The organism is Luteimonas sp. YGD11-2, from assembly GCF_004118975.1.
Lineage (GTDB): Bacteria > Pseudomonadota > Gammaproteobacteria > Xanthomonadales > Xanthomonadaceae > Luteimonas > Luteimonas muca.
The window spans coordinates 947,192-961,776 of sequence record NZ_CP035376.1 but is presented as its reverse complement, the minus strand read 5'-3'; the positions used below and the strand labels follow the sequence as shown (position 1 = coordinate 961,776).

Annotated in this window: 12 protein-coding genes; 4 read left to right on the top strand and 8 right to left on the bottom strand. The window is 71.2% G+C overall.

The features are described from left to right. Window positions 1–126: 126 nt before the first annotated feature. A complete protein-coding gene (gene ssb / locus ERL55_RS04365; protein ID WP_129135345.1) occupies window positions 127–630 on the bottom strand; it encodes a single-stranded DNA-binding protein in 504 nt (167 codons plus the stop codon). 190 nt (window positions 631–820) lie between these two features. Here ssb and ERL55_RS04360 point away from each other — a divergent pair, with 190 nt between their 5' ends. Then, the gene (locus tag ERL55_RS04360) at window positions 821–1,825 is read left to right on the top strand and encodes a polyprenyl synthetase family protein (RefSeq protein WP_129135344.1); all 1,005 of its coding nucleotides are present in this window, start codon (window positions 821–823) and stop codon (window positions 1,823–1,825) included. Between the two features lie 31 nt (window positions 1,826–1,856). Here the strand turns inward: ERL55_RS04360 and ERL55_RS04355 are convergent, their stop codons facing one another. The 4 genes from ERL55_RS04355 to ERL55_RS04340 all read right to left on the bottom strand — a co-directional run bounded on the left by ERL55_RS04355 (window position 1,857) and on the right by ERL55_RS04340 (window position 8,060). After that, complete coding sequence (locus ERL55_RS04355; protein ID WP_129135343.1) at window positions 1,857–2,642, bottom strand: dienelactone hydrolase family protein; 786 nt, start codon at window positions 2,640–2,642, stop codon at window positions 1,857–1,859. Window positions 2,643–2,705: 63 nt separating this feature from the next. Then, window positions 2,706–4,106 carry a UDP-N-acetylmuramoyl-L-alanine--D-glutamate ligase gene (gene murD / locus ERL55_RS04350; protein ID WP_241685833.1) on the bottom strand — a complete coding sequence of 467 codons (1,401 nt, stop codon included), beginning with the start codon at window positions 4,104–4,106 and terminating at the stop codon, window positions 2,706–2,708. Continuing rightward, window positions 4,087–5,448 carry a UDP-N-acetyl-alpha-D-muramoyl-L-alanyl-L-glutamate epimerase gene (gene murL / locus ERL55_RS04345; RefSeq protein WP_129135341.1) on the bottom strand — a complete coding sequence of 454 codons (1,362 nt, stop codon included), beginning with the start codon at window positions 5,446–5,448 and terminating at the stop codon, window positions 4,087–4,089. Before murL ends, murD begins: the two co-directional genes overlap by 20 nt. Beyond that, the gene (locus ERL55_RS04340) at window positions 5,445–8,060 is read right to left on the bottom strand and encodes a bifunctional aspartate kinase/diaminopimelate decarboxylase (RefSeq protein WP_129135340.1); all 2,616 of its coding nucleotides are present in this window, start codon (window positions 8,058–8,060) and stop codon (window positions 5,445–5,447) included. The genes murL and ERL55_RS04340 overlap by 4 nt, the downstream gene beginning before the upstream one ends. Window positions 8,061–8,254: 194 nt before the next feature. Here ERL55_RS04340 and ERL55_RS04335 point away from each other — a divergent pair, with 194 nt between their 5' ends. Next, entirely contained in the window at window positions 8,255–9,139 is an 885-nt protein-coding gene (locus ERL55_RS04335) for a PhzF family phenazine biosynthesis protein (protein WP_129135339.1), read from the top strand. Window positions 9,140–9,178: 39 nt separating this feature from the next. Here the strand turns inward: ERL55_RS04335 and ERL55_RS04330 are convergent, their stop codons facing one another. Next, entirely contained in the window at window positions 9,179–10,879 is a 1,701-nt protein-coding gene (locus ERL55_RS04330) for an amidohydrolase (protein ID WP_129135338.1), read from the bottom strand. Window positions 10,880–11,045: 166 nt separating this feature from the next. Then, the gene (locus ERL55_RS04325) at window positions 11,046–11,480 is read right to left on the bottom strand and encodes an OsmC family protein (RefSeq protein ID WP_129135337.1); all 435 of its coding nucleotides are present in this window, start codon (window positions 11,478–11,480) and stop codon (window positions 11,046–11,048) included. Window positions 11,481–11,743: 263 nt separating this feature from the next. On the opposite strand from ERL55_RS04325, the gene fusA reads away from it, so the two are divergent. Beyond that, the gene (gene fusA / locus ERL55_RS04320; RefSeq protein WP_129135336.1) at window positions 11,744–13,792 is read left to right on the top strand and encodes an elongation factor G; all 2,049 of its coding nucleotides are present in this window, start codon (window positions 11,744–11,746) and stop codon (window positions 13,790–13,792) included. Here the strand turns inward: fusA and ERL55_RS04315 are convergent. After that, the gene (locus ERL55_RS04315; protein ID WP_129135335.1) at window positions 13,713–14,027 is read right to left on the bottom strand and encodes a hypothetical protein; all 315 of its coding nucleotides are present in this window, start codon (window positions 14,025–14,027) and stop codon (window positions 13,713–13,715) included. The genes fusA and ERL55_RS04315 overlap by 80 nt on opposite strands. A gap of 86 nt (window positions 14,028–14,113) precedes the next feature. Between ERL55_RS04315 and ERL55_RS04310 the strand changes: the two genes are divergently transcribed. Continuing rightward, window positions 14,114–14,521: a DUF2784 domain-containing protein gene (locus ERL55_RS04310; RefSeq protein WP_206733364.1), complete on the top strand. Its 408-nt coding sequence runs from the start codon at window positions 14,114–14,116 to the stop codon at window positions 14,519–14,521. Window positions 14,522–14,585: the final 64 nt, after the last annotated feature.

The following is a 14,585-nucleotide window of genomic DNA, read 5'->3' as shown; positions in this document are numbered from 1 at the left end:
GCACTCCCCGCCCTGCGCCGCAAGCGGCACCTCCGGTGGCCGTGCCGATCGCTGACAGCAGACGGGCGGACCCGTGGGCCCGCCCGTGCAGGAAACAGCTTCGTGCGGCGCGCCGGCCTCCGCCGATCAGAACGGAATGTCGTCGTCTGAGAAGTCGTCCATCGCCGGCTGCGGCTGCTGGGCCGGGGCCTGGCGACGCGGCGCGCCGGATTCCTGCCGCTGCGGGCGCTGCCCACCGCCACCACCGCCGCCGCTGCTGCGCTCGTAGTTGCCACCGCCGCCGCCACCGCCCTCGCCGCGGCCGCCGAGCATCTGCATCTCGTCGGCGACGATATCGGTGAAGTACTTCTCCACGCCGTCGCTGCCGGTGAACTTGTCGTAGCGGATCGAGCCTTCGACATAGACCTGCGAGCCCTTGCGCAGGTACTCGCCGGCGATCTCGCCGAGCTTGCCGAAGAACTTCACCCGGTGCCACTCGGTGCGTTCCTGCTGGTTGCCGTCCTTGTCCTTGCGCACGCTCGACGTGGCCAGGCTGATCGTGGTCACGGCCATGCCGCCCTGGGTGTACTTCACGTCGGGATCGTTGCCGAGGTTGCCGACCAGGATCACCTTGTTGATTCCGCGTGCCATGTGTGGGGACCTTCTTCGATCGCCACCGGCGGCGCCGGCGGCTTGCGTGTGTGTGGGGCGGAAGTATAAGCGAGCCTCCGGGCTCCGGCCCCCGGCGACGCCGCCCGGGGCCGTCGGGAAACACCGCGCCATCGTGTCGGCGTCCGGCGCAGGCCCTTTATACTCGGGCGTTTCCAGCACGTCCCTGCGCATGTCCGCCACTGCCCCGACCCCCGCCGCCGTCACCACCGACCTGCCGACCATCCAGGCGCTCGCCGCGCCCGACATGCAGGCCGTGGACGCGCTGATCCGGCGCCGGCTGGCGTCGGACGTGCTGCTGATCAACCAGGTGGCCGAGCACATCGTCTCCGCCGGCGGCAAGCGGCTGCGGCCGATGCTGGTGGTGCTGGCCGGGCGTGCCTGCGGCGCCGGCGGGCCGGACCACCACCAGCTCGCCGCGATCATCGAGTTCATCCATACGTCCACCCTGTTGCACGACGACGTGGTCGATGAATCCGACCTGCGGCGTGGCCGCAGCACCGCCAACGCGATCTGGGGCAACGCCGCCAGCGTGCTGGTCGGCGATTTCCTCTACTCGCGCAGCTTCCAGCTGATGGTGGAGCTGGACTCGATGGAGGTGATGCGGATCCTCGCCGACACCACCAACCGCATCGCCGAGGGCGAGGTGCTGCAGCTTCTGCACGTGCACAACCCGGATACCGACGAGGCCGCGTATCTCGGCGTGATCGAGCGCAAGACCGCGGTGCTGTTCGCCGCCGGCACGCGCCTGGGTGCGTTGGCCGCCGGTGCCGATGCCGCCACCTGCCAGAAGCTGCACGACTTCGGCATGCAGCTGGGCTACGCCTTCCAGATCGCCGACGACGTGCTCGACTACGCCGCCGATGCGGCCGACCTGGGCAAGAACCTCGGCGACGACCTCGCCGAGGGCAAGGCCACGCTGCCGCTGATCCACGCGATCCGCGAGTCCGATGCCGCCACCCGCGAGCGCCTGCGCGGCATCGTGCAGCGCGGCGATGCCGATGCGATGCCGGAGGTGCTGGCGGCGATTCATGCCACCGGCGGCCTCGAATACAGCCGCGACCGTGCCCGCGTGCATGCCGAGGCCGCGCAACGCGCGCTCGACGGGCTACCGGAGAACGACGCCGTGGCGGCGCTGCGCGGGCTGGCGAAGTACGCAGTGGATCGCGCGTACTGAGGGCCGGCGTCCGGCCTTTGACCGTATGCGCTTACGGACTGCGCTGCCCGAAACGCTCCTCGAAGAAGTCGTCCATCATCCGCCAGGCGCGCTTGGCCGAGCGCTCGTGGTAGACGCAGTTCGGTGGGCTGTCGGCATCCGATTCCGCGAAGCAGTGCACTGCCCCGGCGAAGTTGACGAACTGCCAGTCGGCGTCGACGGCATCCATCTCCTGCTGGAAACCCGCGATCTCCTCCGCGCTGACGCCGCGGTCGTCGGCACCGTTGAGCACCAGGATCGCCGGCGCGACCGCTGACGCCGCCGGCGCCGATGTCGACAGGCCGCCATGCAGGCTGACCACCCCGGCGAGGGACGCGCCGTCGCGGGCGAGCTCGAGCACGGTGGTACCGCCGAAGCAGAAACCGACAGCGCCGACCTGCTCCGCATCCACCTGCGGCTGCACCTGCAGCACCTCCAGCGCCTTGCGGGCACGCGCCCGCAGGGTGGCGCGGCCGTCCTCGCCACGCAGGGCGCCGGCGACCTTGCCGGCCTCACCATCGTTGGCGGGACGCACGTCGCGGCCGTACACATCGGCCACCAGCACCACGTAGTCGTCGCCGGCAAGTTGCCGGGCCTTCTCGACCGCCGAGGCATTCACGCCGCGCCAGTTCGGCACCATCAGCAGGCCGGGCTTGCGCCGGTCGCCGTCATCGTCGTGGACCAGCACGCCCTCGAAGGGGGTGCCGTCGAGGGTCCATTGCACGGGTTCGGCCTTCGGAGCCGCCTGGGCGGCGGCGGCGAAGGCGGCACAGCAGGCGGCAAACAGGATGCGGCGCATGGGTCGTGCTCGGGGTCTGGGGCCCCGAGCGTAGCGCGGCGCTGCCGCCGCGCGCGTGCACGCTCAGGCGATGCCGAGGCCCGCGATCGCGGTGATCGCATCGGGGTCGAATCCGCCCAGCCGGGCGAAATGGCGGCCGCGTTCGGTGTAGTCGCGGTAGGCGCCGAAGCTGGGTGCACCGGGCGACAACAGCAGCACCCCGCCGTCGATGCCGGGTACGCCCTTCGCGGCGGCGACCGCCGATTCGAGGTCCGTGGCCTCGCCCAGCACGAAGCCGGCCTCGCTCGCGGCCGCACGCAGCGCCGCATGGATGCGCGGCCCGTTCTGGCCCATCGTCACCACCGCGCGCGGTGGCTGCGTGCGCACATGGGCGACGAACGCGGTCCAGTCGAGACCGCGGTCGTGGCCGCCGACCAGGATCGCCACCGGGCGATCGCGGTACAGCTCGAGCGCGGCGATGCTGGCGTGGGGCGTGGTGCTGATGGAGTCGTTGACCCAGTCGAGCCCACCGCACCTGCCCAGCCCCTGCAGCCGGTGCGGCAGCGGCTGGAAGCCACGCGCATGCACGGCCAGTGCGGCGGCGTCGTGGCCGCACGCTTCCAGCGCCGCCAGCACCGCGCACAGGTTGCCGCGGTTGTGGCGGCCGGGCAGCGGCAGGTCGCGGGTGTCGAGCACGGCCATGTCGCCGCGGAACACGGTGTCCTCGCGCAGGTGCCAGCCTTCGGCACGCCCGTACCAGCGCACATCGCTGTCAGGCAGTTGCAGCGCAGCCAGCCGCGGATCAGCGGCATTGAGCACGGCGACATGCGGCCTGGCCCCGGTCAGCAGCGCCAGCTTGTCCTCGACATAGCGCGCTTCACCGCCATGCCAGTCGAGGTGCTCGGGAAAGATGTTGGTGACGATCGCAAGCTGCGGGCGCACGCCGGAAGCCGCGACGTCGCAGGTCTGGTAGCTCGACAGTTCGATCGCCCAGGCGTCGGCCTGCGCATCCAGCAGCTCCAGCAACGGCAGGCCGATATTGCCGGCCAGTGCGGTGCGCACGCCGCCGGCACGCAGCAGGTGCGCGAGCAGCGCGGTGGTGGTGCTCTTGCCTTTGGTGCCGGTCACGCACAGCGTGCGCGCATCGCCACGTTCGGCAAACCACAGCGTGGTCCCACCGATGAAGCGGGTGCCACGTGCGGCCGCAGCCTGCGCGGCCTCGCCATAGGGGCTGATCCCTGGCGACTTGACCACGATGTCGCAGGCGGCAAGCGTGTCGGCATCCACCGCCGTGCGCACCTGCAACAGCGGATCGCCGAGCCCCGCTGCATCCCCGGCCTCGGGTGGCTGGCAGAACAGCGTCAGTGGCAGCATCGGCAGGCGGCTGCGGATGGCCCGCCACGCCGCACGGCCCTCGCGCCCCCAGCCCCACAGGCCGACGCGCCGGCCATCCAGCGATGCGATGTCAGGCGGCGAAGCGTGCACGCAACCGCTCCCACAGCGCGGCGGGGATGCGGTGCTCCCCCTCGAGTTCCAGCAGCCGCGCGACATCGGCACCGGCGCCGTCGAGCTGTGGCGCGATCTCACGGGCGAAGCGCTCGACGATCGCGTCCTCGCGCCATTCCGGTCGTGCCGCCAGTGCGGCCAGCGCCGCGCGCGACTCGCGCGCTTCGCCGACGCATTCGAACGGCTTGTGGTCGCGGTATTCGATCAGCGCGTCGTAACCCGGCACCTGCGAGGCATCGTCGAGCAGGTTGCGGCCGAAGATCGCCACCAGCCGCGGCTTGGGCATGAACGGCGCCAGCGCCAGGAACACGAAATGGCACTTCGGGCACACCCCGCACCAGCGGTTGACCGGGCGCTCGCCCAGCAGGTGGAAGTTGCGGTTGCAGCTGGAGAAGTGCGCGTCGTAACGGTCGATGCGCGCGAACTGCCGCGCCACCGCCAGCTCCGACAGCGGCCGCAGCAGCGAGTAGTACGTGAGGTCGGCGGCGACGAACCGCTGCAGGTATCCGCCAAAGGCCTGTTCGAACGCCCAGCCCTTCGACCACTGGTGGTTCACCTCGCCCGAGCCCTCGATCAGGCTGCCGTAACTGGCGGAGCGCTCGTTGGAGAACACCACCTGGTCTGCGTCGAGCACCAGCGCGGCGAGTGCGAGGATCGCGGAATTGATCGCGGTGACCGGGATATGGCCGTTGTACGCACCGTGCCGGTTGTAGTCGAACAGCTCCGGCGCAAGCTCGCGCTGGATGTTGAGCGTCGGCAGGCCGGTGCGCTCGGCGCAGGCGCGGATCAGCTGCGAACCGCCGATCCAGCTGACGGTCTGCGCGACGCCTGCATCGCGCAGCGCCTCGATGGACACCAGCGAATCCTTGCCACCACCGATCGCCACCAGCGCGTGTTCGCGCAGGCCCAGCGCGGATGCCTGCCCGTCGCCACCGGGGTCATCAACCGGAAAGCGGATCCGGCCGCGCAGGTCGAGCCCGTTGCGGTAGGCGAATTCGCCGAGGCCATGCAGGTAGACGTCGTCCAGCAGTGCCGCGGTCGCGGCATCGATGGCATAGCCGTCGATGTGGATGGTGCCGGGCACCGCCGCCTTGTAGTAGCTGACGCCGGCGATCAGGTGCAGCAGCCGCGTGGCGCGCTGCACTGCCGCCGCACGCGCCGCATCCAGTGCGAACGGAGCGCCGGGCACGGTGACCGTCTCCACCAGCTCCGGGCCGTCGTCGAAGGCGTAGACCAGCCGGGCGACGCCGCTGCCGGCATCGAAGCCGCAGTCGACGAAACGGAAGCTCTGGATCGCGTCGCGGTCGAAGGCCTGGCTCACGGGGTTCCTCCCTGCACGGGTAGCACGGCCTGGCCGGGCAGTTCGCGCATGTTGTAGGTGTTGGCCATCGCATGGCCGTAGGCGCCGGCATCGGCCACCAGCAGCACGTCGCCGGGCTGGGTGGCCGCGGGCAGCAGGCGGCGGCGGCCGAGCACGTCGCTGGACTCGCAGATCGGGCCGACCACGTCGAACTCCGCGGTGTCCGTATCGTCGAGCCGCGACAGGTTGTGCACGTCGTGCCAGGCGTCGTAGAGCGCGGGCCGCATCAATGCGTTCATGCCGGCGTCGGCGCCGACGCGGCGGATGCCACTCTTCTCCACCACCTGGGTGACGGTCAGCAGCAGCGCACCCGCTTCGGCGACCAGGTAGCGGCCTGGCTCGATTGCCAGCAGATAACCCGGATAGGCGGCCTTGACCTCGGCCAGCCCTGCGCTCCAGGCCTCGAGGTCGAACGGCTCGTCCTCGTCGCGGTACGGGATCGGCAGGCCACCACCGATGTCGATCGTGAGGATGCTGCCGATGCGCTCGGCGATCCCTCCAAGCTCGTCGCAGACCGAACGCCAGTGCTCGGGCGTATCGACGCCGCTGCCGAGGTGCGCGTGCAGGCCGCTGATGCGCACGCCGAGCGGGCGCGCGGCGGCGAGGAACGCGCCGATGCGGTCGACCGGCAGGCCGAACTTCGACGCCAGCCCTCCGGTCATCACCTTCTCGTGGTGGCCTTCGCCACGGCCGAGGTCCACTCGCAGCCACAACGTGCGGCCGCGGAATACGTCCGGCCAGCGCATCAGCGCCTCGACATTGTCGAGCGTCACCGTGACGCCGCGCGCGAACGCGGCGGCGTATTCCTCGATCGGCGCGAAGCTCGGCGTGAACAGCACCCGCTCCGGCGCGAGGTCCGGGATGGTCGCGAACACATGCGCCATCTCGCCCTGTGACACGCACTCGAGGCCGAAGCCTTCATCCACCAGCAGCCGCAGGATCGCGGGATGCGGATTGGCCTTGATCGCGTAGTAGCGGCGATCGACCGGGGTGACCGCGGCCAGCGCACGCGCACGCGCACGCACTGTGGCGAGGTCGTAGACATAGCGCGGCGTTGCCCCGGCGGCCAGCGCCAGCAGCCCGTCGCGACGCGCCTGCCACCACGGCTGCGGACGACGACGCAGCTGGCCGTCGATCTCGCGCCAGCGCGGGCCGAACACGCGGGTCTCGCGCACCGGCATCGCCTCGCTGTCGATCAGCTCGGCATGCAGTTCGGGCAGCAGGCCATCGGCATCGGCCTCGTCGATGACGAAGGTGAGGTTGAGGTCGTTGGAGGACTGCGAGATCAGGTGCACGCGCTCGCGGCCCATCGTCGCCCACACGTCGGAGAGCTTGTGCAGCAGCGAGCGCATGCCGCGCCCGACCAGGGTGATCGCCGCGCACGGTGCGATCACCTTGACCCGGCAGAACTGCGCGAGATCGTCCGACAGCCGCGCCAGCACGTCGGTGCTCACCAGATTGTCGCTGGGATCGAGCGAGACGGTGACGTTGGTTTCCGACGAACCGATGAGGTCCACCGACAGGCCATGCGCGCGGAAGCGCTCGAACACGTCGGCGAGAAAGCCGACCTGCTGCCACATGCCCACCGTTTCCATCGACACCAGCACGATGCCGTTGCGGCGGCTGATCGCCTTGACCCCGGGCACCGGGTCGACGCTGGCCTCGATCAGCGTGCCCGGCAGCTCCGGGCGGCCGGTGTCGAGGATCGCCAGCGGCACGCCCGCCGTGCGGCAGGGCCCTAGTGCGCGCGGATGCAGCACCTTGGCCCCGGTGGTGGCGATTTCCTGCGCCTCGGCGTAATCGAGCCGGGTCAGCAGGCGCGCATCCGGCACCTCGCGCGGGTTGGCGCTGAACATGCCGGGCACGTCGGTCCAGATCTCCACGCGCTGCGCGCGCAGCAGTGCGCCGAACAGTGCCGCGGAGGTATCCGAGCCGCCGCGGCCGAGGATCGCGGTGCCGCCATCGCCATGCCGCGCGATGAAGCCCTGTGTCAGCAGCATCGGCGCATCGCTGTGGGCGTCGAAGCGGGCGCGCCAGGCGTCGTCGGCCTCGCGCTGGCAGCTCACCGCCAGCCGGCGCGCCCAGTCGCTCTGGTGCGGCAGTTCCAGCGCATCGATCCAGTTGCGTGCGTCGGTCCAGCCGAAGTCGAGGCCCTGGCTGCCCAGGTAGGCGGCGCCCAGGGTCGAGGACAGCAGCTCGCCCTGCGCCAGCACCTCGGCCTGCCAGTCGTACGGCCGCGCCTGCGCACGTGCATCGGTGGCCAGCGCACGCAGCGCCGCCAGCCGCTCGCCAAGCACTTCATCGGCATCCAGCCCGAGAGTCCCGGCGAACACGCGATGACGTTCGACCAGCGCCTGCATGCGGCCGCCCGGGTCGTCCGCGCCTTCGGCGATCGCCTGCAGCGCGTTGGTCACACCGGACAAGGCCGAGACCACCACCAGCACGCGCGCCCCGCCGCGTTCATGGCGCTCGCGCGCGAGCCGGCCGACGGTGTCCCAGCGCGTGCGCTCGGAGACGCTGGTGCCGCCGAACTTGAGCACGATCCAGCGCGGGGAGGAGGAAGTGGAAGCCATCGGGGTCCTGGACGGGGCGGGCGCGCAAGCGGCGCGCGAAGCGCGACATTCTATGGAATCGCACGCAGCAGCGGCGGTCGACACCTGCAACACAGGCAGGTCGAAGCTGACCCGATGCCATCGGCGACGTCTGCTGCCGGGGCCGTGGTGGGCGCCGGTTGGTAAGCTGCGCGGCCCTCACGCCGCCCCCTGCCATGACCGCCCGCCGCTTCGTCCAGCTCGATGTCTTCGCCGACCGCCCCGGCGCAGGCAACCCCCTCGCCGTGGTGTTCGATGCCGGGGGTCTCGATGACGCGACCATGCAGGCGATCGCGCGCTGGACGCGGCTGCCGGAAACCACCTTCGTGTTCGCGCCGGACGCCGGCAGCGACTACCGCATCCGCATGTTCAGCCCGCGCCGCGAAGTGCCGTTCGCCGGCCACCCCAGCGTCGGCACCGCGCAGGCGCTGCTCGCCGCGGGACGCATCGCGCCGGACGCCGACGGACTCGTCTGGCAGGACGGCATCGCCGGCCGGCTGCCATTGCGGGTGACCGGCACCGGCAATGAACGCACCGTCGCCGTACGCACGCCGAAGGCGCGCGTGGTCGAAACCGCGGAGCGCGATGATCCGCGCCTGCGCAGTGCACTCGACGGCCTGCCGCCCGGTGCGCTGCCGCCGGCGCTGGTGGATGGCGGCCGTCGCTGGTGGCTGGCCGAGCTTGCCGACGAACGCAGCCTGCGCGAGGCGCAGCCGGACTGGAACGCGATCGGCACGCTGGCCGAATCCACCGCGGCCATGGGGCTGTGCGCCTATGCGCGCGCCGATGCCGGCAACCCCTGGGATCTGGTGGTGCGCGCCTGGGTCGGCGCGCCGGCGCAGTTCGAGGACGCGGCCTCGGGCGCCGCCAATGCGACGCTCGCCGCGTGGCTGGCATCGCGCGATGCGCTGCCGGGCGGCAAGCGCCACTACGTCGTCAGTCAGGGCCGCGAGGTCGGGTATGACGCGCGGCTGCAGCTGCAGATCGACGACGAAGGCGAGGTCTGGTCGGGTGGCCGGGTCGCCTTCGTCATCGAGGGCACGCTGGACTGGGCGGGCTGAGACGCCCGCCCACCCGGGCGTGCGGTGGCAACGCGCAGGTCAGTCGCGCGGCGCCTGGCCCGCCTCGTACACCGGCGTGCCGTCGACCCAGGTCGAACGCAGCCGCAGCGCGTGCAGGCGCCCGACCGGCATCGCCAGCGGATCGTCCTCGACGATCAGGAAATCCGCGCGCATGCCGGTGCGCAGCTGGCCCACGTGGGCCTCGTCGAAACTGGCATAGGCCGCGTCAGCGGTGAAACCGCGCAGTGCTTCGACGGCGGTGAGCTTCTGGTCGGCAAGCCAACCGCCCGGCGGCTGTCCGTCCAGGTCCTGGCGGGTGGCGGCGGCATACAGGCCCAGCCGCGGATCCACCTGTTCGACCGGGAAGTCGGAACCCAGCGCGAGGCGCGCGCCGCTGTCGAGCAGCTTCCGCCATGCATACGCACCGGCCAGGCGTTCATCGCCCAGGCGTGCGCCGGCCCAGGGCATGTCCGACGTGGCATGGGTGGGCTGCATCGATGCGATCACGTCCATCCGCGAGAACCTCGGGATGTCCTCGACGGCCACGATCTGCGCGTGCTCCACGCGCCAGCGCGGGCCATCGGCGGCCTGCGGCAGCGCCGCCTCGTAGGTATCGAGCACCAGCCGGTTGCCACGATCGCCGATCGCATGCGAGGCCACCTGCACGCCGCAACCCGCGGCCTTGGCCACGGTGGCGCGGAAGGCGTCGGGGTCGGTCACCAGCAGGCCGGTGTTGCCATGGTCGTCGCTGTAGTCCGCAAGCAGGGCCGCGCCACGGCTGCCCAGCGCGCCATCGATGTAGAGCTTGACCCCGCGCATCTGCAGGCGGCCGCCATCGTGGGCGTACAGACCGTTGCTGCAGAGGTCATCGAGTGCCGCACCCTCGCCGTCGGCGTAGGCCGACACGCGCAGCGGCAGGCGACCGGCATCGGCGAACTGCCGGTACAGCGCCAGGCCTTCGCGCGAAACGCCCATGTCGTGCACGCCGGTCAGGCCGTTGCGGACCGCGGCGTCCAGCGCCAGCTCCAGCGCGCGCGCGTTGTCATCCGCCGACAGCGCGGGGATCGCGGCCTCGATCAGGCCCATCGCCTCGTCGATGAACACTCCGGTGGGTGCACCCGATTCGCGCACGATGCGCCCACCCTGCGGGTCGGCGGCATCGGCAAGGCGGGCGCCTGCGGCATCGGCGGCACGCATCGCCGCGCTGTTGGCCCAGCCGGCATGGCCATCGATCCGCCGCAGCCACACCGGGCGGTCCGGGAACGCGGCGTCGAGGTCGGCGGCGGTGGGGAACGCGGTGTCGGGCCACAGGTTCTGGTCCCAGCCGTTGCCCAGCAGCCATGCGCCGTCGGGCAGCTCGCGGGCGAATGCGGTCAGCCGCGCGACCACCTCATCCCTGCTGCTCGCGCCGACCAGGTCGGCACGCAGCAGGGCGAGCCCCAGGCCCATCAGGTGCGCATGCGCATCGATGAGGCCCGGCACCACCACCGCGCCATCCGCGTCGATGACCTCGGCCTGCGGATGGCGGCTTCGCAGCGTCGCGGCGCTGCCGATATCGACCAGCACGCCGTCGGCGTTCCACACCATTGCCTCGGCCTGCGGCTGCTGCGGATCCATCGTGTGGATGCGCGCACCGACCAGCATGGTGTGCTCCGCGGCAAACGCCGACGGTGTCGCCAACAGGCAGGCGAGCACGCCGGCCCGCATGCCCGTCGCCGGGCCCTTCATGGTTCCACGCATTCCCCAACCCCTCGATCGTCGCGAGCGCAGACTATGGACGCGCGCGGCGTCCCGCGGCAATCACGACGATCGGCACGTCGCACGACGCGGCAGGACCCGGATCAGTCCGCTCCTGCGCCGCGTCGTGCGCCGTGCAGCGTGCGATCCACGCTGCGCGCGCCTGTGGTCAGTCGAGCAGCTCGGCCTCGAGGGTGATCGACACCGCGGAAAGCGCCTTGGAAACCGGGCAGTTCTGCTTGGCATCATCGGCCAGTGCGCGGAACTTCACCGGATCGATGCCCGGCACCCGCGCGCGGGTGGTGAGGGTGATCGCGCTCATGGTCGGGCCGCCTTCCATCGACAGGTCGACCCTGGCTTCGGTGTCGATGGAGTCCGGTGCATGCCCGGCGTCGCTCAACTTGGCGGCCAGTGCCATCGTGAAGCAGCCCGCATGCGCGGCGGCGATCAGCTCCTCGGGGTTGGTGCCCTTCTCCTCGCCGAACCGGCTGTTGAAGCCGTAACGGGTGCCGGTCATCAGGCCGCTCTGCGGCGTGTCCAGCGTGCCGCCGCCGGATTTCAGGTCGCCTTCCCAGCGGGCGCGGGCCTTGCGCGAAATACCCATCGTGGTCGTCCTCGGTGTGGATGTGCCGCCCAGCCTAGGCGCCGGGTTGTTAGCGAGGTGCGCACGTGCTGCGTCGCAACGGGTTTTCGGCGGGGTCGCGGGCTATCGTCGACGGGCCATGACCGCCCGCCTGCAGGCCGTCTGCAGCGGCCCGCACCGCCGGCCGATCCGCGCCGCGGTGACACACGCGGACAGCCATGACGCCTCCTGCGCGGCCCGGGCCGCGTCCTGGCCCCCGGGCCGACAGCCACGGAGTCGCGTCCATGTCCCACAGCACCGAAGCCATCCGCAACCTCGCCCTCGCAGGCCACCCCGGCACCGGCAAGACCATGCTGTTCGAAGCCCTGCTGCACGCCGGTGGCGCGATTGCAACGGCAGGCACCATCGAACGCGGCAACACCGTGTCCGACCATGATCCGATCGAGCGCGAACGTGGCCATTCGATCGATGCCGCGCTGGCCTCGTTCGACCATGCCGGCGTCCACGTCAACCTCATCGACACCCCCGGATATCCCGACTTTCGCGGCCCTGCGCTGGCGGCGCTGGCGGCCGTCGACACCACGGCGATCGTCGTCGACGCGGTGCGTGGCGTGGAACACGGCACCCGCCGGCTGATGGCGCGCGCCGCCGGGCGCGGCCTGTGCCGGATGCTGGTCGTCAACCGCATCGATGCCGAAGGCGCCGACCCTGCGCGCGTGCTCGACGCCCTGCGCGAGGCCTTCGGCCCCGAGGTGCTGCCGCTCAACCTGCCGGCCGACGGCGGCCAGCGCGTGGTCGACTGTTTCCGCCTGCGCGAAGGCAACAGCGACCTCGGACCGGTCGGTGACTGGCACCAGCGGGTGCTCGACCAGGTCGTCGAGATCGAAGAGACCGTGATGGACCGCTACCTCGAGCGCGGCGAGGACGGCCTGTCGACGACGGCACTGCACGACGCCTTCGAGCGGTGCATGCGCGAAGGCCACCTGGTGCCGGTGTGCTTCGTGTCGGCACGTACCGGCGTTGGCGTGGACGCGTTGCTGGCTACCATCCGCGAGCTGCTGCCGCACCCCGGCGAAGCCAATCCGCCGCCGTTCGTGGCCGGCACCCGCGCGGACGCCCGACCGCTGCAGCTCACGCCCGATCCGGCGGCGCATGTCGTTGCCGACGTGTTCCGCATCGTCCACGACCCGTTCGTCGGCAAGCTCGGCATCTTCCGGGTGTACCAGGGCACCGTGCGTCGCGACAGCCAGCTGCTGGTCGATGATGGCCGCAAGCCGTTCCGCGTCGCCCATCTGTTCCGCATCCATGGCAGGGACCACATCGAGATCGACGCCGCCGTGCCCGGCGACATCGCCGCGGTGGCCAGGGTCGAGGAGCTGCACTTCGATGCCGTGCTGCACGACAGCCACGACGAGGACCACATCCACCTCGCGCCGCCCGGCTTTCCACAGCCGATGTTCGGGCTTGCGGTCACGCCCGCACGCAAGGGCCAGGAGCAGAAGCTCGCGATCGCGCTGCAGCGGCTGGCGGAGGAGGACCCGTGCTTCCGGGTCGAGCAGGACGAGGAGACGCACGAAACGGTGATCCGCGGGCTGTCCGACCTGCACCTGCGGGTGCAGCTGCAGCGCCTGGGCGAACGCCACGGCCTGGAGGTGGAGACGCGCGCGCCGCGCATCGCCTACCGCGAAACGATTTCCGCGCCGGCGGAAGGGCACCATCGCCACAAGAAGCAGACCGGCGGTGCCGGCCAGTTCGGCGAAGTGTTCCTGCGCGTGGAGCCATTGCCGCGTGGGGCCGGCTTCGAATTCGTCGACGAGGTCAAGGGCGGCGTGATCCCCGGGCAGTTCCTGCCCGCGGTCGAGAAAGGCGTGCGCCAGGTGCTGAAGGAAGGCGCGCTCGCCGGCTACCCGCTGCAGGACGTGCGGGTGGTGGTCCACGACGGCAAGCACCATGCCGTCGACAGCAAGGAGGTGGCGTTCGTCGCCGCGGGCCGCAAGGCCTTCCTGGATGCCGTCTCGCGTGCGCATCCGCAACTGCTGGAGCCGATCGTGGAGATGGAGGTGCACGCACCCGACGCCCACACCGGCGACATCAGCGGCGGGCTGGCCTCACGCCGCGCGCGCATCCACGGCACCGACGGCGGCGATGCCGGGGAGATCGTGGTCCGCGCGCAGGTGCCGCTCTCCGAGCTGGACGGCTATGCCGCCGAGCTGAAGTCGGTCACCGCCGGGCGCGGCCGCTATGCGGTGGATTTCAGCCATTACGAACCGGCACCGCCGCAGGTGCAGAAGCGGCTGGCCGAAGCGTGGAATCCGCGTCGCGATGAGGACTGACCTCCACCGCCGCGGTCACAGGCGCCGGCGGCACGCTGCAATCGTCGGCGCCGACGGCCTCGAGGCGCCGCGCCGCGGCCCCGGCCATCAGCCACCACCAGTGGCGCTGCGACATCAGCTGCAGGTCGCCTACGCGCAGCACTTCGCGGCCCGTGGCCGGCGTGCCGCCGTGGACCGGCATGGTGGACACCGCGGCAAGCAGCGGCACGATCAGCAGACTCGGAAGACGGGGCATGGCGGCGGTCACTCGGCGGGTCACTCCTTCATGGATGCACCGGCGGGGCCGATGGTTGCAGCGTTCCGTCGCACCGGTGCCAGAACGTGCAGCTGATCTCCCCGGCGCTGGCGGCGCATCTCGCCGATGCCGTGCTGGCCCTGCATGCCGGCATCGCGCTGTTCGCGGTGGCGGTACTGGGTGCCCTGCTTATCGGCGGCCCGCTCGGGTGGCGCTGGGTGCGCCACGCGTGGCTGCGCCGCCTGCACCTCGCGCTGCTCGCCGTCGTCGCGCTGCAGGCGTGGCTCGGGCGGCTGTGTCCGCTGACGGTCTGGGAACAGGCGTTGCGCACGCATGCCGGGCAGTCGCCGCATGCGGGGTCGTTCGTCGAATACTGGCTGTCGCGCCTGCTGTTCTTCGAGGCGCCGTGGTGGACATTCATCGCCGCCTACAGCCTGGCCGTCGGGCTGACGGTGCTCGCCTGGTGGCGCTGGCCACCGCTTCGACGGTCTTGAATGCGCGAAAACCCCGGGTTTCTTTGCGGTTTCCTATTGGCGGCGGCCTTGACATGGCCTACAT

What these genes read in the sequence shown, in the direction of transcription:
- ssb (WP_129135345.1), bottom strand. Translation starts at nt 630, where the DNA reads ATGGCACGCGGAATCAACAAGGTGATCCTGGTCGGCAACCTCGGCAAC.
- ERL55_RS04360 (WP_129135344.1), top strand. Translation starts at nt 821, where the DNA reads ATGTCCGCCACTGCCCCGACCCCCGCCGCCGTCACCACCGACCTGCCG.
- ERL55_RS04355 (WP_129135343.1), bottom strand. Translation starts at nt 2,642, where the DNA reads ATGCGCCGCATCCTGTTTGCCGCCTGCTGTGCCGCCTTCGCCGCCGCC.
- ERL55_RS04340 (WP_129135340.1), bottom strand. Translation starts at nt 8,060, where the DNA reads ATGGCTTCCACTTCCTCCTCCCCGCGCTGGATCGTGCTCAAGTTCGGC.
- ERL55_RS04335 (WP_129135339.1), top strand. Translation starts at nt 8,255, where the DNA reads ATGACCGCCCGCCGCTTCGTCCAGCTCGATGTCTTCGCCGACCGCCCC.
- ERL55_RS04330 (WP_129135338.1), bottom strand. Translation starts at nt 10,879, where the DNA reads ATGCGTGGAACCATGAAGGGCCCGGCGACGGGCATGCGGGCCGGCGTG.
- ERL55_RS04325 (WP_129135337.1), bottom strand. Translation starts at nt 11,480, where the DNA reads ATGGGTATTTCGCGCAAGGCCCGCGCCCGCTGGGAAGGCGACCTGAAA.
- fusA (WP_129135336.1), top strand. Translation starts at nt 11,744, where the DNA reads ATGTCCCACAGCACCGAAGCCATCCGCAACCTCGCCCTCGCAGGCCAC.
- ERL55_RS04315 (WP_129135335.1), bottom strand. Translation starts at nt 14,027, where the DNA reads ATGCCCCGTCTTCCGAGTCTGCTGATCGTGCCGCTGCTTGCCGCGGTG.